Source organism: Lachnoanaerobaculum umeaense (assembly GCF_003589745.1).
Taxonomy (GTDB): Bacteria; Bacillota; Clostridia; order Lachnospirales; family Lachnospiraceae; genus Lachnoanaerobaculum; species Lachnoanaerobaculum umeaense.
Map to the genome: position 1 here is coordinate 947,591 of NZ_CP032364.1, position 19,436 is coordinate 967,026.

Consider the following 19,436-nt stretch of genomic DNA (forward strand, 5'->3'; position numbering starts at 1 on the left):
AGAATACATATGGAGGTATGAATGTTTACAGCACTATTAGGTGCCATCTCTCAAGGTATACTTTGGGGAGTAATGGTTCTTGGGGTATATATTACCTATAAATTACTGGATATAGCAGATTTGACAGCAGACGGAAGCTTTGCTTTTGGTGGTTGTGTATGTGCAGTAATGATTGTAAATTTTGGTATGAATCCTTTACTTGCACTTGTTTTTGCAACTTTTGCAGGAATGCTTGCCGGTTTTGTTACAGGAGCATTACATACTATATTTGAAATACCTGCAATACTTGCAGGTATATTGACACAGATTTCTCTTTGGTCTATCAATCTTAGAGTAATGGGAAAGAGTAATATACCGCTTTTAAAGACAGGTACTATTTTTTCATGGCTTACATCTGCCACAGGTATCAGTAATGCAATAGCCGGAGTTATTCTGGGTGGAATCATTATAGTATTAATCATTCTTATTTTATATTGGTTCTTTGGTACAGAGCTTGGATCAGCACTTAGAGCTACAGGAAATAATGAAGCTATGATAAGAGCATTAGGCGTAAATACCGGACATGCTAAGCTTTTGGCTTTGGTAATAAGCAATGGTCTTATCGGACTTTCAGGAGGTCTTATAGTACAGAGCCAAAAGTATGCAGATATCAATGCCGGAACCGGTGCTATAGTAATAGGGCTTGCTGCAATAGTTATAGGTGAGGTGATACTTGGCAGAGTAATATCATTTTGGATGAAGTTACTTGCCGCAGTAGTAGGATCGGTAGTATATTTTGTTATAAGAGGTATTGTATTGCAGCTTGGTATGGATGCAAATGATATGAAGATGCTTTCAGCTATAATAGTGGCTCTGGCATTGGCAGTACCTGTAATGAGTGCAAAAATAAGGGCAAGAAGAGCCTATTCACCGAAGGGAGAATAAGATGTTAGAGATTATAAATGTCAGTAAAACCTTCAATACAGGTACAATAAATGAAAAAAAAGCTTTGAACAAGCTGTCACTTAACTTAAATTCGGGAGATTTTGTAACAATAATCGGAGGAAATGGTGCAGGTAAGTCTACAATGCTAAATATGATTGCCGGTGTATATCCTATTGACGGAGGAAGAATTCTAATAGACGGCATAGATATATCCGGAATGCCTGAGCATAAGAGGGCAAAGTATATCGGAAGGGTTTTCCAAGATCCTATGATGGGAACCAGTGCAGGAATGCAAATAGATGAGAATTTGGCACTTGCTTTTAGAAGAGGAGATAAAAGAGGATTGTCCTGGGGAATAAAAAGATCTGAGAAAGAGCTTTATAAAGAAATACTTGCAAAGCTCGGACTTGGACTTCAGACCAGAATGACTTCCAAGGTAGGACTTTTATCAGGAGGACAAAGACAGGCACTTACTCTTTTGATGGCAACACTTAAAAAGCCGAAGCTCTTACTCTTAGATGAGCATACAGCAGCACTTGATCCACAAACTGCAAAAACAGTTTTGGATCTTACAAAACAAATAGTTGATGAGCAAAAGCTTACTGCAATGATGGTTACTCATAATATGAAGGATGCACTAAATATAGGTAACAGACTTATAATGATGCATTCAGGTAGAGTGATATATGATGTAAGCGGAGAAGAAAAGAAAAAACTTAATGTGGAAGATCTTTTAAGAAAATTTGAAGAGGCAAGTGGTGGAGAATTTGCCAATGACAGAATGATGCTGGCTAACTAGGATATAAAGGAGGGGACTATGGATAAGAAACTTATTATCACCATAAACAGGGAATATGGAAGCGGTGGAAGAATAATAGGACAGAAATTGTCTGAGAGACTTGATATACCATATTATGATGATGAAATAATAAAAATGGCATCTGAACATTCAGCTGTAGGAGAGCAATATTTCAGAATGAATGATGAGAGACCCGGGAATAATATATTACAAAGAATAATTGGTGGATTGAAAAATGCAACCAATAAGCCATCTATAGGAGATGATATAGTTTCACCGGACAATCTTTTTAGATTTGAAAGCGAAGTTATCAGAGAATTAGCAGCAACTGAATCCTGTATATTGATTGGAAGATGCTCTGATTTTGTATTAAGTTCAGCAGGAGAAGAGGATTTTATATCACTTTTTGTGTATGCTGACCTTTCAAAGAAAGTTGACAGAGTTATGGAAGTGGACGGTGTGGATGCAAAAGAGGCACTTAGACGAGTACAGAGAAATAACAGAATTAGGAAAGAGTATTATAAATATTATACCGGTGAGGAGTGGGATGATATGACACATTATGATTTGCCACTCAATACATCAAAGCTTTCACTTGAACAGGGTGTAGATTTGATAATGGAATATTTAAGAATTAGAGGTAATTTATAACATGAGAGATAGTCATAGTGATAACTTTTTGGCACAGGAATTTGGTAAGAGTCAAAATTATAATGAAATAAAGAATGGACTCTTTAGTGAATTTAATGTTAAAAAGGGACTTAGAAATGAAGATGGTACAGGAGTAAGGGTAGGACTTACAAAGGTATCTGATGTAGTAGGCTATGATATAATAGACGGTGTAAAAACCAATGTTGACGGTAAGCTTTACTATAGAGGCTACAGCTTGAACGATTTGGTAAATGGTAGTGCGAAATCTACCAGAGGATACGAGGAGGCTATGTTCTTACTCTTATTTGGATTTTTGCCAAATAAGATGGAGCTTGACAGCTTCTCAAAGGTATTTAGAAGTATGTATGTTTTGCCAAATAATTTCTTTGAAAGCGTACTTCTTAGAAATCCGGGAAAGAATCTGATGAATGTACTTCAAAATGCTGTATTAACTTTATACAATTATGATGATGAACCTGACAATGTGGATGTTTACTCAACTTTGGTAAAGGGGCTTAGAATATCAGCATTTTTGCCGGTAATTATGTGCTATGCATATCAGGCAAAGAGACATTATTTCTATAATGACAGCCTTATAATACATTATCCGGATGAGAAGCTTTCTATGGCGGAAAATATATTACAGATGCTTAGAGTAGACAAAAAGTTTTCAAAAAATGAGGCTGCACTGCTAGATACAATACTTGTCTTGCATGCAGACCATGGTGGCGGTAATAACTCAACATTTACAAATGTAGTAGTTTCATCTACAGGTACGGATATCTATTCTACAATAGCAGCTTCAATAGGTTCACTAAAGGGACCTAAGCATGGAGGTGCAAATATATCAGTTGTACAGATGATGAAGGCAATAAAGGATGAAATCGGCATAACTACTGATGAGAAGAAGATAAGAAATGTTGTAAACAGATTGTTGGATAAAGATTTCTTTGATTGTAGCGGACTCATATATGGATTTGGACATGCGGTTTATACTATAACTGATCCTAGAGCAGAGCTTTTAAGAGAGTATTGTGAGACAGTTGCAAAGGATAAGGATAGAATGGATGAATACCATTTCTATGAAGAGTTTGAAAAGACTGTAAAGAAAGTGGTTTTTGAAAGGAAGGGAACTACTATTTCTTCAAATGTAGATTTGTATTCTGGTTTTGCCTACAATATGCTTGGTATACCTGAGGATCTATATACACCGCTATTTGTTATTGCAAGAAATATAGGCTGGGTTGCACATAATGTGGAGAACAAGCTTTATGACGGTAGAATAATGAGACCTGCAACAAAGTATGTAGGTGAATTAAGAGATTACACACCATTTAAAGACAGGTAAAAGGTTTATTACTAATTCAATAATTAAATAAAAATATATGGATAAAACAAATCGTAGCCAATACAGCGAGAGACTGGCTAAAGAAAAAGAAACCAATGCTTTTTACAGATTTAAATGATGGCGAGGACATAGCATTCGAGGAGCAAATTGAGGAGAATATACCTGGAATAGAGGACTTTAGCACTATAAATGACCTGACAATATAATAGGCGTGAAAAATGATTCATCATTTTTCACGCCTATTTAGTTATTTCTTATCTGTATTACTCTCTAAGATATCCTCTATTTTTTGTGCCAAATCTTTTTTATCCTCATCTGAGTCCATCTCATAGAATTCTACTTCTATATCTGAATTTTCATCAGCTTCTTTTTTGGATTTTTTATCAAACTTTTCTTTAGCTTTTTCTATAATAGGACCGGCAGCTTTCTTAGCCTTGTCCACTACAGGGTCAACACTTGACTTGGCCTTATCAAATAAAGGTTTGGCATTATCCTTTGCCACATCACCTGCCGCAGATACGTTATCAGTTATAATACTTGCAACATCCTTTATCATTTCCTTAGCTGCACTGGCCATACCCTTGGCACTGTTAGCTGTATCCTTGGCAGCTGTAACAAACTCATCAGTGGTAGATCTTAATTCGGTATACTTTCTGTCTGAAGCTGTTTCACCAAGTTCAGCATCAAATTCACCAAAATCTCCCTCCAATTCTCTTTGATATTCTTTATACTTGAGTATATATGACACTCCTGCTACTGCGGCACCTGCAACAGTTGCTAAAAACATTAATTTTTTTAATCCTGCCATAATAACCTCCTTTACAATTATAGTAATTACAGTGTAATATCTATTTATAAAAAGTACAAGCATTATTTGGAGTGTTTATGAAAAAAATAATATATTTATGGTGCTATATAATAGGATTTATTATAATTGCATATATTCAGGGACTATATGTAAATCTTGGGGTGTTAAATACCAAGGACTTTTTTTTGAATAAGTCATATTTTATTTTGGCTACATTTGTTCTTGGAATAATCATTATTTCAGGAATATATTTGAGTATGACAGGATTTAGCATAATAAAGATATATCCTATAGTGATGATCATTTTGGGATGTGCATATATGTATGTATTTCCTGCTATGTCAGCCTATGATGAGATAGCACATTTTATTTCAGCCTATAAAATATCAAATAATCTTTTGGGAGAGCAGGCAACTGTTAAAGATGGACATGTGATAATAAGAGCAAGAGATTTATGGCTTGAGGATGTAAATGGTGATTATACTTTTGATGAAATTAAAAGTGTGGAAGAGGGAGTTTTAATACCGGAGGAAGGAAGTTATGGTAAAATTATTTCAAGTAAACTTGAAGAAACATCTTATAAAGTTTTTTACGGAGAGGGGAATATTCGCAGCAGTAATAATTATATTAGTTTTAATGGAAAAGATTACGAAAAAGCCCAGTCGTTACATTCACCTGTAAATACAATACCGACTGTATATCTCGTGCCTGCAATAGGTATAACATTGGCAAGGACATTGAATCTTGGCAGTACAGGATTGGTACTTTTTGGTAGAATGGCAAATCTGATTTTATTTATTGTGTTTTGTACATTGGGAATGTATTTTTTACCAAAATGTAAAGAGTTTATATTTCTTATCAGCCTTCTACCTACGACATTGGAATTGGCGGCATCATATTCATATGATGCAATTATGATTTCAAGCCTGATTTTTTTTGTAGCATATGTATTTTACCTCGCACATAAAAAAAGTACATTTGATATAAAGGATTTAATTATAGTATCTCTTATTTCAGGATTGATTTTGCCATGCAAGATAGTGTATTTTCCATTGCTATTATTACTTTTTGCAATACCAATATATAAGTTTAAATTTAAGGGGAAAAGCAATACAAAAATAGAAAAAGAGAATATAATATTTTTCCTTATTAGTGCAGTAGTGGTACTCTTGTCATGGGTATTTGCAATGTATCTTGTAAATCGTACTGCAGTAGTAGGATATTCTACAAGTAATACCGCAAGTCTTGAGTGGGCAGGAGAGGAAAGTTATACAATAAGTTATTTATTACAAAATAAATTTAAGGCCATAAAAATATTTTATAATACAATGATTTTGCAGCTTGAGTATTATCATCAGACGATGTTTGGACTTTACTTAGGACATGCAGATATAGTAGTAGGAATACCTTATATCGGATTTTTGATGCTAAATATTGCAATGGTTTTTGCTATTTTCGGAAATGGTAAAGAAACAATGCTTACTAAAAAAGAAAAGATACTATCAGCTGTAAGTATTGCATTTGTAGTATTTCTTGTGCTTTTATCAATGCTGATAGCATGGACACCTATAAGTTCAGAATTTATTGAGGGAGTAAATGGAAGATATTTTATACCGATATTGTTGCCAATACTTTTGATATTGAAAAATAATCATATAATAATAAGGGAAGGTACAAAGAGAAATATAATATTTTTGTTCATATTTATAAGTGGAATATCATTATTAAAAATATTTAGTACTGTATGTATAAGACTCTAAATTTGTATTTACTCAGTAAATAAAAAAACTGTAAAAAAAAATTAACAAAAGTTTTTGTCAGATAGGTTATAATATCAAAAGAAGGAGGCGACATGAAGAGAAAAAATTTAATAAAACTTGCATCCGCATTTGCTATAGTGACGATGCTTGGCTTTGGCATACATGGAAAGGCATATGCCCTTGGTGCAACATCAAGCATTGATTCAGTTGTAATCAGTGAGAATAAATCAACAGTTGATATTACTATGAATAATTCAGGTGATATGTCAGGTACTGACGGAAATTTCTATCTGTTTGAATTACAGCCATATGAGGATGGAATAGGAAATAGAACTGATTATCTTGAAAAGGTAAGTTCAGGAAATGTAACTAAGTCTTATCAGTTGAATAAGGGTAGTGAAAACAGCAGACTATACAATAGCTATGTTGTAGCAGTGTTTGATGGAAGTAAGTATGTTGAAGTAAGTTCTTTAAAGTACATTACAAATCCGGAGGCTGTAGCTGCTAATAAAGATGCATATAAGACACAGGCATCAAAGAAGGGTTTACAAATAGAGCTAAATATGCTTGATGATGCATTCAATCTGGGAGTAAAGCATGCATCTACCAATATTGCTTTTAATCAAATCCTGGGTGAGGGTATTGACTACAACTATAATGGAAAAACATATCATTTCAATAAAGCTGTTATTGAAGGGTATGATAAGACAATAAGTGCATTTTCAGGAAAGGATATGACTGTTACAGCTATTATTTTAAATGGCTATAATGAGGCACATCCTGAACTTATGTACCACAATATGCCAAGAAGAGATAGTATTTTTTACTATATGTTCAATGCATCTTCAAAAGAGGGTGCGGAGACTACAGAAGCCATAGCTTCTTTCCTTGCAGAACGATACAATGGAAAAAATACAAGCTATGGTAAGGTATCTAACTGGATAATTGGAAATGAGATTAATAACCAGCAGTGGAATTATGTTGGTGATATGGATGTAAGAAGTTATACCAGAAGATATGAGAAAGCATTTAGAATTTTCTACAATGCAATCAAATCAACATCTTCTACAGATAGAGTGTTCTATTCACTTGATTATAACTGGAATAATGAGATAAATAATAAGAACAAGTATGGTGGAAAGCAGATTGTGGATCATTTCAATTCTTTAGTACTTGAGCATGGTGATATTGACTGGGGGCTTGCATATCATCCATATCCGGCACCTATGACAGATCCTGAGTTCTGGGATGATGCAGCTAAGACAGGATGGATAAAAGACAGCTTTGATTCACCTGTAATCAATTTTGCAAACCTAAATAAGCTTACAGATTACTTTGCACAGGATACACTAAAAAAGCATGACGGTTCGGTAAGACATATAATGCTTACTGAGGAAGGTTTTACTGCTACAAATCCTACCAGAGGTAACATAGAAAATGAGCAGGCAGCGGCATTTGCATACTCATATTATCTTGTGGATTCAAATCCATATATAGAAGCATATATACTTAGCCGTCAGGTAGATGCACCGCTTGAAGTAAGACAGGGATTGTCTTTTGGTCTTTGGACTTGCAGTATGAATGTTGGCGATCATATTCAGGCAATATCAAAGAGAAAGCTATGGACTGTATTTAGATATATTGATAAATCTAAGCATACTCTTGACAATACCGACTTTGCAAAGAGCATCTTAGGAATAAGCAAGTGGCAGGAGCTGATACCTAACTTTAGATGGACTGCACAGGAGAACAGAAGATAGTTTTTAATTAAATCTATGAAAAAGAGAAATCTTTTTCATAGATTTTTTAATATTTTGGTGTTAATGCAATAATGCTGGTTTCGTGTTATAATAAAAGGCATTGTTATAGAATAAAATAAAATATCAAATATGGAGCCACTATGAAACATACATTTGTTATTTGTGCATATAAGGAATCACAATTCTTAGAGGACTGTATAAGATCTTTGAGAGCACAGATTGTAAAATCTGATATAAAAATTGCAACCTCTACACCAAATGAGTATATATATAATATTGCAAAAAAGTATAATATTGAGGTTTTTGTAAATAATCTTGAGAAATCGGAAGAAATATCAAATATTGGAAATGACTGGCAGTTCGCCTATAATATTGCAGAAACGGAACTGGTGACTATTGCTCACCAGGATGATATTTATTTGAAAAATTATACAAGAGATTTATTAAAGTATAAGAAAAAGTATCCTGATATGATATTGTTCACAACATCTTCAATTACATTAAAAAATGGTAAGATAAAGATGCTTGGTAAGATTGAAATCATAAAGAAAATACTTAGACTACCAATTAGATGCAATGAACTGAATAGTTTAAGCATCGTAAAAAGGCTGGCAATTACATTTGGGAATCCTATAATAGCACCAAGTTGTGCATATGATAAGAGATTATGTCCAAAGGATCTTTTCCTCTCAAAGTTTCAGTTTGCACTGGATTGGGAATGTCTTCTTAGACTGGCACAAATGGAGGGGAGATTTGTTATGTCAGAAACGCCGGGTATTTGCTATAGAATACATGATGAGGCAACAACTAAAAAAAGTATAATGGATAATTCAAGGCAGAGAGAGGAAAGTATAATGTTTGATAAGCTATTGCCAAAACCGATTGCAAGCATTTATAAGAAGCTTTATCAAAATTCATACAAGGCTTATTTTTAGGGGGAAATATGGCACTGATTAAAATTGAAGAAAAGTATGAATATCTGAAAGATGTGCTGTTCTCAATACTTATATTATGCATTTCAATAGTTGTGAATGCAGGAATAAGTATCAAAGGATTGTATCAGGACGATATTCTTATGTGGTCTACAAGAAGAGGTGTTGGATTTATTAAATATGTCTTTCCTGATGAAATGAGAAAGTTCAGACCTGTATACTGGATTGTAGCCTGGATATATCAGGGGATTTTAAATAATAATCTTATTTTGATTGTACCTATAAATATACTTATAGGTGCCGGTATTGCAATAGCTGTGTATTTTTTTGCAAAACGCCTTGCCAAATCAAAGGAAATAGCCTTTGTTTTGGCAGCAATGTTTGCAGTATCAAGATTTTCGTACTATAATATCGGACAATTTCTTGGTGTAATGGAGGCTATGGCATTAATATTTGCATTGGCAATGCTATATTTTTTGTATGGATATATCAATGGCAAAAATGATATGAATTTCTATTATGCCTGTATAGTATATTTTATAAACTGTTTTACGCATGAAAGATTTATGGTATTGTTTCCAATGCTATTGTTTGCAGTAATAGTAAAAGAGGGAAGAAGAATTTTGAATGCGGCTATATCAATAGCTACATTTATTTTAATAATCTATATAAGATTTATGGCTTTAAAATCATTTGTTCCGGAAGGTACAGGCGGTTCAAAGGTAAGTGAGACCTTCAAAATATCTGATTTGATTTTTTCGTTAAAAACTGAGATATTATATATTTTAGGAATAAATACAGGTCCGGAGTACTTATGTGGTATAAAATTTTTAGATGCTAATATTATTGTAAGAGTTATTATTGTAATCAGCATAATTGCACTTATAGGATTTTTAGCTAAATTTACATATTCATTGATTATGAATAGTGAAAAATTGAACCTTATTTGGATAAAAAATACTTTATTATTTTTAGGATTTATTATAGGGAGCATAGTATGTTCAGCAGTTACTATAAGAGTGGAGATGAGATGGATATACGCTCCATATCTATTTGTACTCTTATTGATAGCATATATTTATGGTATTGATAATAAGTTAACTGTAAAGAGATTTAAAAATAAAAAAATCGGTACTTCACTTAGCAGAATATTTCATGTATCAATACCTTCAGTGTTGTTTTTGGCAACATGGGCATTTTGTATGATAGCGGCAGATATATATTACAGAGGATATTATGGAAAAATTCATATATTCTTTGGCCAGCACAGAGCTAACTCATTAGCAAATGAAACTTATTATAAATATAATAAAGATTTGAGTGGCAAAAAAATATATATAATAAAAAATTATTTCAAATTGAGTAAATTTGATGCACTGGAATTTTTTAGAGCATATAATCAGGATATTAGAGAAGATATAGTTACATTTATTGATAACTATAAAGATATAGGACAAGTAAATGATGATATGATAATTTTATCAGAGGATCTAAATAATAATGAGTATGTGAATGTTACTGATTTTTTAAGAAGCATAAAGCTTGAAAATATATATGGACATTATTCTGACGGTTGGACTGATGAAGAGGCAAGGTTTAATGTGATGTCAGGTGAAAAAGGACAGATACATTTTGAGATAATGTATCCGGGAGAACTTGACGGAAATGAACATATAGAGATAGATGTTAACGGAAAAAAGCAAATGCTGAATCTGATTTCAAATATAACATATTATGATATAGAAACCACACCGAATTCAGTAGCTCAGATATATATGAAAAGTGATTTCTATTTAAAGGATGCACAAGAACAAAGAGGTGAAACGAGAATGAGCTTTATTCTAAATATAAAAACAGAGTAGTGGGAGAGTAAATGAAGAAATTTTTGGCGTTATTTTTGCCGGTTTTAGGAGCATTATACCTTAGTGCATACCTAAGAAATGCTGTACTTGATGTAGTTTATACAGACTATATAAGGATAATAAATACTTATTTGAAGCAGCCTTTTTCGCCTGTACCATATTTTGGAAAGGATGTACTTACCAGACTGCCTATAACATACTTTGAAAGAATGATCAATGTAGCGTTCTTTAAATACTCCACTATGTTTGATATGAGTTTGGGTATTATATTTCTTGCAATGATGGGTATTGTCATAGGAATATTCATGGCAAAAAAAAATTTAAAACTTGGATATTTCATTTTGGTTATGATGGTAGTATTTTCACTTTCACAGTGGGAGATGCTTACAAATGGAACTGGATGGGTACATTTTTTTGCCTTTTTTCTTTTTGCTTTACATTTTTATATACTTGACTCATATATGCAAAGGAAAACAAAGGAAAAAAAATTTATAAATATTTTATTGCCTGTATTTACAATAATATTTGTAGCAGGTTCATATTCACTTGCCTATGCGTTTACCTTGATATTTATCATTACCTTTTATACATTCTATAAAAAAAATACAAAGGAAATAGCATTGACCATACCGGTTATACTTTCATTGTTGGCATTTATGTACTCATACGCAAATTCATATACAGAGCATGCAGGTGCTACTACAGAGAGTATTATCAAGGTATTTAGTAGAGATCCTATATATTTTATTCTATTTGGACTTAATACCTTTGCCTCTGATATTATAAGTATAGAAATAGTAAATAAATTTAGTATAAGTATATTTATAACAAGTATTATCGGTATCATAGTTATAATTGTGTATTTATATGCCATATATCTAAATTTCAGGTTGAAGATATATGAGAATACTGTATTTCCATTGCTATTATTGGTATCAGGATTTTTTAGCCACAGTATGGTTATCTTGACACGATGGATATTCTTAGATCCTATGTATGCTATGAGCTCAAGATATGCACTTCAGTTTGGAGCAGGGATTATCGGCATCATATTGACATTTGCTATGGTGAAACAGGGGGATAGGGAGATTACAGCCTTTTCAAAAGTATTTATACCGGTTTTTATTTTAATGTTTTTTGTTGGAAATATTACAACAGCAAATAATGAACTAAGGATGGCAAAGTATCGCATGGAGAGCTTTGAGGTAAAGATGGAAGTTGCAAAAAACTTTGAAAATGAGAGTGATGAAACATTGAAAAAAGTTTTACAATACCATAATCCTAAGAAAATCGCAGAAGCTCTTAGTATTTTAAAATCTAAGAAATTGAATATTTTTTCTGAGTAGATAATAATTATGTTGATTTATATAGTACAAAGAGTGTAGAATGGTGTAGTTAATAATATTTTTGAAAGAGGCTTATCAATGGATAATTCTTATGGAATGTTTGCTTTACAAAAGGGAAATCTCTATATTTTACAGGAGATAGATAGAATATGTACTAAATATAAAATAAATTATACATTAGACTCAGGTACTCTTCTGGGTGCTATAAGACATGGTGGATTTATACCTTGGGATGATGATGCTGACATTGCGATGACCAGATCAAACTTTGAAGCATTTAGAAAGATTGCAAAAAGAGAATTGTCTGATAAACTTGAATTTATAATGCCAAATGAGTTTCAGAATGGAAAAGTATTTTATGATTTTACTCCAAGAGTAATATATAAGCCTAGTGCCAGATATAAAAAAGAAGATAAAAAGGACCCGTATGAGGGAAAGCTGAACCATCTTTGGGTAGATATATTTATTATAGATAAGCTACCGAATATAAAACCACTGAAAAAGTTCACATTGTTTAGTCAAAAGCTTGTGTATCTGCTATCAATGGGTCATAGAAAGAAGTTAGATTTAAAAAAATATAAGGGAATAATGAAAATTGTCATATTCTTTTTTTCTATATTTGGAAATCTAATATCAATGAAATTTTTATTTGGAGTTCAAGACAGGCTCTCAAAATTGTTTTATAGGGGTAAGAAAAACAACGCTTGGTATTATAGTGATTATCAACCTGATTATATTGATATAGAAGTTAGTAGCAAGTGGTACGAGAAATATATAAGGATTCAATTTGAGGATATTACATTATCTATCATAGATGAATATGAAAGTGTATTACAGCTGGTTTATGGGGACTATATGACATTGCCGCCAAAGTCAGAACGAGTACCTAAGCATGGTAGTACGGAGATAGAAGTATATGAATAAGAAGATTTCGATTATTGTATCGGTATACAATGAGGAAGAAGTTTTATTTGAGTTTTATAGAGAGACAATTAAGGTTTTGCTCTTGATAGACCATTCATATGAAATCGTATTTGTAAATGATGGAAGTATGGATGGTTCAAGAGGTTTGCTATTTAAGATAGCCAAAGATGATCCGAATGTAAAAGTAGTGCATTTTTCAAAGAACTTTGGACATGAAGCGGCTATGATTGCAGGCATAGATCATGCAAGTGGAGACTATCTTGTGTGTATGGATGCAGATTTGCAACATCCTCCAACATTATTACCTGAGATTATGAAAAAATTTGAAGCCGGTTATGATATAATAAATATGGTTAGAACAGTAAATAAATCAGCCGGTATTGTAAAAAATATAACTTCGTCAGCATTTTATAAGGTTATAAACCGACTAAGTGATAATAAGCTTGTAAATAATGCTTCGGATTTTTTTGGAATATCAAAACGAGTGGCAGATATTTTGAGGAATAATTATAGGGATAAAATCAGATTTTTGCGAGGTTATGTACAGAATGTTGGATTCAATACTATAAATATTGAGTATGAGGCAAAGCGAAGGTTTGCCGGAGAGAGTAAGTATTCTATCAGAAATTTGTTTAAATTTTCTATGAATACTATAATGACATTTTCAAATTTACCACTTAAGCTGGGAATTTATGCAGGTATAATGGCGATAGTGCTTGCAATTATACTAGCTATATATACCGTATGGTCCTTTATAAAAGTAGGCACCCCAAGTGGATATGCTACTACTATTTGCCTTATATGCTTTATGTTCTCAGTACTTTTCTTTATAGTTGGAATTATAGGAGAATATCTGGGAATGATTTTGTCAGAGCTTAGAGATCATCCGATATATATAGTTGAAGAAAAAATAAACTTTGATAAAGCAAAAAAAGAGCTGTAAATACGGCTCTTTTTTGATAAAATAATAGTAAATTTCTAAATATATAGCACATTTCTAAATATGGAGCAAATATGAATATATCACAAGCAATTTCTAAAAGAGTTATTTTATTATGTTATGAAAAAGGTATGACCGTTTATGAGTTATCTAAAAAGTCAGGAATTCCAAGAACAACTATAAAAGATATAATATCGGGTCGAAGTAAAAATCCGGGAGTTTTGAGCATAGAAAAACTCGCCACGGGATTTTCTATATCCGTAAGCGAGTTTTGGAATCATGAAATATTTACTTTCCACTGAGGTACAAGTTAGCGTCCTTGATAAAGGATATGATAAGAAGAAGCATTATAATACCTATTGGAAAGGCTGCAATTATTGATACTGTTTGGAGATTTGACATAGAGTTATCTGAAAAGATAAGCCCTATTGGCAACAGTATCAAAAGAATTGACCAGTATAGTTTTATCTTTTTAGACGGCTCGCGATTTTCAAGGTCCTTATATGAATAAGCTGCAGCTACAAGAGTGATGGAGTCAAAGGTTGTAGCGTAAAAAGTAATCATTGTGAGTATAAGTAGTATCATTGCTATGAAAGGAAGTGGTAGAGAAGATATGACTTCACCTATGGTTTGGTAAAGATTTTGATTTTCTGTATATAGTTTAAGTAAGTCCACTTGCCCGAATACATTAAGTGCAATACCGTAGTTTCCAAGTATTATAAAAGACATAAATGTTCCTGAAAGTCCGAATATATAACCACCAAGTATTACTTCTTTGATAGTTCTTCCCTTTGATATGCTTCCTATAAAAAACGGAGTGGCAACACACCATACCATCCAATATGCCCAGTAAAAGACTGTCCAATCCTGTGCAAAACTTGACTGACCGGTAGAATCGATATAAGTGGAGAGTGAAAAGAAATTGTTCACAAGATTTCCTACTGAACTAAAGCCTAGTTCGAGTATAAACTTACCATGTCCTCCACCAAATAAAACATATATTAAAAGTGCAAAAAATAGGTATGTGCAACATGATGCAAGCTTTGATACTCCGTCAATACCAAGATAGGCACATACAGAGTATACAATGCATACTACAAGTAAAATAGCTATGGTCAATATATTATTATTTGTTACGCCAAAAAGTTTGGCAACAGTCTGTGACAAAAGAGGAGTAGCCAGTGAGAATGTAGTAGCTGTACCGGCTATAAGTGCAAATACTGCGACTAAATCCACTGTCTTACCTAATGCACCGTCTACATGTGATCCTAATAGAACTCTAAGGCCTTCTGAATATTTTGCTCTGCTTCTTTTTCTTACATGTAGCATAAAGCCAAAGCAGGATGCGAGAACTACATAGAAAGCCCAAGGTATAGGACCCCAATGGAATAGAGGATAAGTGGCAGACCAAAGAGTTGTATCTCCAAGTGAACTTATTCTGTCTTCATTTGCATAAAGCATCCATTCACATAGTGAATAAAATAATATATCTGCTGCAAGTCCTGCAGTGAACATCATAGTACCCCAGGCAAAATTGGAATGTTCTTTTTTACCACTTCCAAGTTTTATATTGCCATATTTTGAAAATGCAATATAAATGGATAGTAAGAATATAAATAGTCCAAATATAAGATAGAATATTCCAAGACTATTGTTTAATAAACCTCTAATTTCAGTTAATATATGTCCTGCCTGAGCCGGAAATATAAAAAACAGAATTACCAGTAACATTACCAGTAAAAAAGGAACTATGGTAACAAAATAATCAATACCTGTTTTTTTCATAACATCCTCCGTATGTTCAAAATTATATAAAAAATATTAATATTGAACATAATAGCATTTTTATTTATATTTTTCAAGATATAAAAAAAATCTTAAAAAATATGGAATAATCGAAAAAAGGGCTACACAAAAAAAATCCCTTTGATATAATAAGGAAGTTAGTAAATGTCTAAGGGAAGGTATCGTATATGATTAAAATAAAGAGACATATTGTAGGACTTATTTCTATAGTATTTGCCTTATCTACAGGAGCCTGCGCAAATTCGGATATAGTTGGTAAAGACACAGATTTAAAAAAAGAAGCCAACGAACCCGTATTTGAAACTCAGAAGAATATAACATTGGATTGGACGCAGATAAGAGATGATGCTGAGGAACAGTTCAATGATAAGACACTTTATCCTATGAGTGATTATATCGATATGGCTTTTAAGACTGATGAAAATAAGGTATTGCTTATATGGTCACTTTCAAATGATATAAGTGATGATGAGGCTCTAGCATATGGTAATGAATATATCAGAGGAATAAATGACTATGCGGCTACTCAGGATTTTTCTATAAAGAAGTCAAGCGAGGATTCTTATGGTGGATTTTTTGATAAGTACGATTTAGAGATACAGTTGTTTAGAGCTGATGATATAATGGAACCATCAAAATACATTGTAAATCAGATTATCAAGGCCGGGACAAATGCTAACTTAGAATTACAAAATTAAAGAGGGGGAATAATGAAACTTCTAAAGAAAATTCTAATGTCGTCTCTATGTGCAATGATGATAATAGGCACAAGTATGACAGTACATGCAGGTGTTATAGGTAAAAGCTCATCAGCATATCCAAAGGTAGTTATGGGATCTACTACAGATGCCAACACATATCTGAATGGAGCAGAAATACATATGCTGACTTCAGCTACAAAAAGTCAGATGATGAGCTTTGTTATAAAGACAAAGAATGGCAAGATAATAGTGGTAGACGGTGGTCTTCCAGAAGATGAGCCACATTTGGTAGAAACTATAAAAAGCTTCGGAAATGAAGTAAGTGCATGGATTTTGTCTCACCCTCATAGTGATCATGGCGGTGCCTTTACAAAGCTTGCAGAGAATGGTTTTGAAGGACTACAGATAGATGCATTCTACTACAATATAAGAGAACAGGCTTGGTATGACAAGTATGAAAGCTATAGAGCAGAGATGGTAAATACTATTAGAAACTCAATAGCAAAATTACCGGCGGGTGTATCTCATATGACAAGTAAGGGTGAAGTTTATTATGTAGACGGAGTTGCTATACATGTAATCAATGATCCTTATTGGATAGAATCAAATTCTATCAACAATTCATCCGTAGTGTTCAGATTAGACTTTGACAATGGTACCAGAGTATTATTCTTAGGAGATATGGGACCTGCAGCAGGTGAGAGACTTAAGGCGGATGTACCTGCTTCAGAGTTAAAGGCTGATATCGTACAGATGGCTCATCACGGTCAGTACGGTGTAAACAAGGATGTATATGAGCTCATCGCACCTAAGGTAGCTATGTGGAATGCTCCTGAGTGGCTTTGGGACAATGACGGAGGTTCAGGTTACAATACCGGAAATTATAAGACTCTTGAGGTTAGATCCTGGATGGAAGAGTTGGGAACAAAGAAGAACTTTGTTATAAAGGACGGAGACCAGACCATCAAATAATTTAATACCAAAAAATGATGAACCGGTACAGGTGTTGTGGATTCAATACTTGTACCGGTTTTTGTTTTAATGATAAATAATATAGTGAATTTATGAAAATTGATAGTATAATAATGACTGTGTAGTATAATCTTTTTGAACTATATGTTTTGAGGGAGGTAAAAGTAGTGGATCTATTTGAATATATTAAGGATAACAATGAGATAAATAAATTACTTATGCAAGAGTGTGATATTTGTTTTTACAAGCAAACCAAGGATGTTGAGTTTTTAGAAAATAATGAAATTTATTCTATGAAATGTAAGGCCTTTGCACGTGACGCAAGTGGTGGAGAATATGTATTCCTAGATGATGAAAGTATAGGGTTTATCGGCAGTGAGGGAGAAGTAGGAAGAATTGCAGAAAGTTTAGAGGAATTATTGAACTTTTTAATTTCCGGAGGAAGTATTTTTGATTTTAATTGTAAGCAGATTTATCAAAATGAAAGCTTGCTGAAAGCTTTTTGTACAGGCTATATTTCAAAGGTGAGAGAAGAATATCACAGAAAAGATATGGACCTGGACAATATCAGAGGTAATATTGCAAATGTACTCTCTCTATGTTTTGATCCTGATAAACTGCCTGATATGGCAATGAGCTTTTATAAGGCTGCTTTAAGAGAGCCGGCTTTTACTTGTAAATATATGGATGGTGAAGATGAATATATTTGTGATTCCATACTTTCAGATAATATAGGTTTGTGGATAACAGAGCTTACAGGTATGACAAAAGAAGAAATTGAAAGCGGAAGAGTTAAAGGGTAAAAGGCAGGTTTACAATACGGCTAATATATGGAGGTATTTATGGTAAAGAAAATAGGAATAGTAAGTTTATCAAGCGGTGTTTTAGGAGAAAGCTTTATTAAGCATGAACTTAAAATAGGTCTGGAAAGATTAAATAAATACGGTATTGAGGTTGAATTTTTGCCTAATGCACTTAAGGGTATGGACTTTATAAAAGAACATCCCGAATGTAGAGCTAAAGATTTGATAGAAGCGTTTAAGGATGACTCTATTGATATGATTTTATGTGCAATAGGAGGAGTAGATACATATAAACTTTTGCCATATCTGTTTGAAAACAATGAGCTGAAAAGGCACGTTAAACAAAAAATATTCTTAGGCTTTTCAGATACCACCCAAAATCATTTTATGCTAAATAAAGTGGGAATAAAAACATTCTACGGTCAGGCATTTTTACCTGATATATGTGAGCTCTCAAATGATATGTTGCCATATACAAAAAAATACTTTGAGGAGCTTATCAAAACAGGAAAAATAAAAGAAATACGTCCAAGTGAGTTTTGGTATAAGGAAAGAGAAGATTTCAGTGAGAATTCTATCGGAGTTGATATGGAAAAATATAAAAATACCGGATTTGAATTACTTTGCGGTAAGCCGATATTTAAAGGTGAGATTTTGGGCGGTTGTATCGATTCAATCTATGATATATTTGATAATTCAAGATTTGAAGATACGGTATCTCTTTGTAAAAAATATGATTTATTCCCAAGTCTTAAGGAGTGGGAGAATAAAATTTTATTATTGGAGACAAGTGAGGAAAAGCCTGAACCTAAACTATATAGAAAAATGATCGGAGCTTTAAAGGAGTATGGAATATTTGATGTGCTATCAGGTGTTTTGGTGGGAAAGCCTCAAGATGAGATATATTATGAGGAGTATAAGCAAATTTTACTTGAGGAAACCGCCGGTAAAGACTTATCCATTGTTTATAATATAAATGTGGGACATGCAACACCAAGATGTATTATTCCTTTTGGAGTTGAAGCCATGGTAAATGTAGATAAGCAGGTGATTGTTTTTGATAATTGATGATTTTCTCAAAGCCGTCAAAATAGAAATGA

General features: G+C 33.0%; 18 protein-coding genes. 16 read left to right on the top strand and 2 right to left on the bottom strand.

What is annotated here, in order from left to right; genetic code table 11:
• Positions 1-21: 21 nt before the first annotated feature.
• The 4 genes from D4A81_RS04320 to D4A81_RS04335 are packed head-to-tail and all read left to right on the top strand — an operon-like array spanning position 22 to position 3,722.
• On the top strand, positions 22-924 hold the full coding sequence (locus tag D4A81_RS04320; RefSeq protein ID WP_111525708.1) for an ABC transporter permease: 903 nt from the start codon (positions 22-24) through the stop codon (positions 922-924).
• 1 nt (position 925) lies between these two features.
• Positions 926-1,723 (top strand): ABC transporter ATP-binding protein, encoded by a 798-nt coding sequence (locus tag D4A81_RS04325; protein ID WP_111525707.1) that lies wholly within the window; start codon positions 926-928, stop codon positions 1,721-1,723.
• Between the two features lie 18 nt (positions 1,724-1,741).
• Positions 1,742-2,374, top strand: a complete 633-nt coding sequence (locus D4A81_RS04330; RefSeq protein ID WP_111525706.1) for a cytidylate kinase-like family protein — start codon at positions 1,742-1,744, stop codon at positions 2,372-2,374.
• Position 2,375: 1 nt separating this feature from the next.
• Positions 2,376-3,722, top strand: a complete 1,347-nt coding sequence (locus tag D4A81_RS04335) for a citrate synthase (protein WP_111525705.1) — start codon at positions 2,376-2,378, stop codon at positions 3,720-3,722.
• A gap of 247 nt (positions 3,723-3,969) precedes the next feature.
• Here the strand turns inward: D4A81_RS04335 and D4A81_RS04340 are convergent, their stop codons facing one another.
• Entirely contained in the window at positions 3,970-4,530 is a 561-nt protein-coding gene (locus D4A81_RS04340; protein ID WP_111525704.1) for a hypothetical protein, read from the bottom strand.
• A gap of 77 nt (positions 4,531-4,607) precedes the next feature.
• On the opposite strand from D4A81_RS04340, the gene D4A81_RS04345 reads away from it, so the two are divergent.
• From D4A81_RS04345 to D4A81_RS04380, 8 genes are all read left to right on the top strand, one after another.
• Complete coding sequence (locus D4A81_RS04345; protein ID WP_111525703.1) at positions 4,608-6,290, top strand: DUF2142 domain-containing protein; 1,683 nt, start codon at positions 4,608-4,610, stop codon at positions 6,288-6,290.
• Positions 6,291-6,382: 92 nt separating this feature from the next.
• Positions 6,383-8,050, top strand: a complete 1,668-nt coding sequence (locus D4A81_RS04350; RefSeq protein WP_111525702.1) for a DUF5722 domain-containing protein — start codon at positions 6,383-6,385, stop codon at positions 8,048-8,050.
• Between the two features lie 140 nt (positions 8,051-8,190).
• Positions 8,191-8,985, top strand: coding sequence for a glycosyltransferase family A protein (locus tag D4A81_RS04355; RefSeq protein ID WP_111525701.1), 795 nt, complete (start codon positions 8,191-8,193; stop codon positions 8,983-8,985).
• Positions 8,986-8,993: 8 nt separating this feature from the next.
• A complete protein-coding gene (locus tag D4A81_RS04360) occupies positions 8,994-10,844 on the top strand; it encodes a glycosyltransferase family protein (RefSeq protein ID WP_111525700.1) in 1,851 nt (616 codons plus the stop codon).
• 11 nt (positions 10,845-10,855) lie between these two features.
• Positions 10,856-12,190 carry a hypothetical protein gene (locus tag D4A81_RS04365; RefSeq protein ID WP_111525699.1) on the top strand — a complete coding sequence of 445 codons (1,335 nt, stop codon included), beginning with the start codon at positions 10,856-10,858 and terminating at the stop codon, positions 12,188-12,190.
• Positions 12,191-12,268: 78 nt separating this feature from the next.
• Entirely contained in the window at positions 12,269-13,114 is an 846-nt protein-coding gene (locus tag D4A81_RS04370; protein ID WP_111525698.1) for a LicD family protein, read from the top strand.
• A complete protein-coding gene (locus D4A81_RS04375; RefSeq protein WP_111525697.1) occupies positions 13,107-14,057 on the top strand; it encodes a glycosyltransferase family 2 protein in 951 nt (316 codons plus the stop codon). The genes D4A81_RS04370 and D4A81_RS04375 overlap by 8 nt, the downstream gene beginning before the upstream one ends.
• Positions 14,058-14,128: 71 nt before the next feature.
• Entirely contained in the window at positions 14,129-14,356 is a 228-nt protein-coding gene (locus D4A81_RS04380) for a helix-turn-helix domain-containing protein (RefSeq protein WP_111525696.1), read from the top strand.
• Here the strand turns inward: D4A81_RS04380 and D4A81_RS04385 are convergent.
• Entirely contained in the window at positions 14,343-15,839 is a 1,497-nt protein-coding gene (locus tag D4A81_RS04385; protein ID WP_111525695.1) for a BCCT family transporter, read from the bottom strand. The genes D4A81_RS04380 and D4A81_RS04385 overlap by 14 nt on opposite strands.
• Positions 15,840-16,027: 188 nt before the next feature.
• Here D4A81_RS04385 and D4A81_RS04390 point away from each other — a divergent pair, with 188 nt between their 5' ends.
• From D4A81_RS04390 to D4A81_RS04405, 4 genes are all read left to right on the top strand, one after another.
• Positions 16,028-16,558: a hypothetical protein gene (locus D4A81_RS04390; protein ID WP_111525694.1), complete on the top strand. Its 531-nt coding sequence runs from the start codon at positions 16,028-16,030 to the stop codon at positions 16,556-16,558.
• Positions 16,559-16,570: 12 nt separating this feature from the next.
• Positions 16,571-17,533, top strand: coding sequence for a ComEC/Rec2 family competence protein (locus D4A81_RS04395; protein ID WP_111525693.1), 963 nt, complete (start codon positions 16,571-16,573; stop codon positions 17,531-17,533).
• 167 nt (positions 17,534-17,700) lie between these two features.
• Positions 17,701-18,336 (top strand): hypothetical protein, encoded by a 636-nt coding sequence (locus D4A81_RS04400; RefSeq protein WP_111525692.1) that lies wholly within the window; start codon positions 17,701-17,703, stop codon positions 18,334-18,336.
• 39 nt (positions 18,337-18,375) lie between these two features.
• A complete protein-coding gene (locus D4A81_RS04405) occupies positions 18,376-19,404 on the top strand; it encodes a S66 family peptidase (RefSeq protein ID WP_111525691.1) in 1,029 nt (342 codons plus the stop codon).
• Positions 19,405-19,436 lie beyond the last annotated feature (32 nt).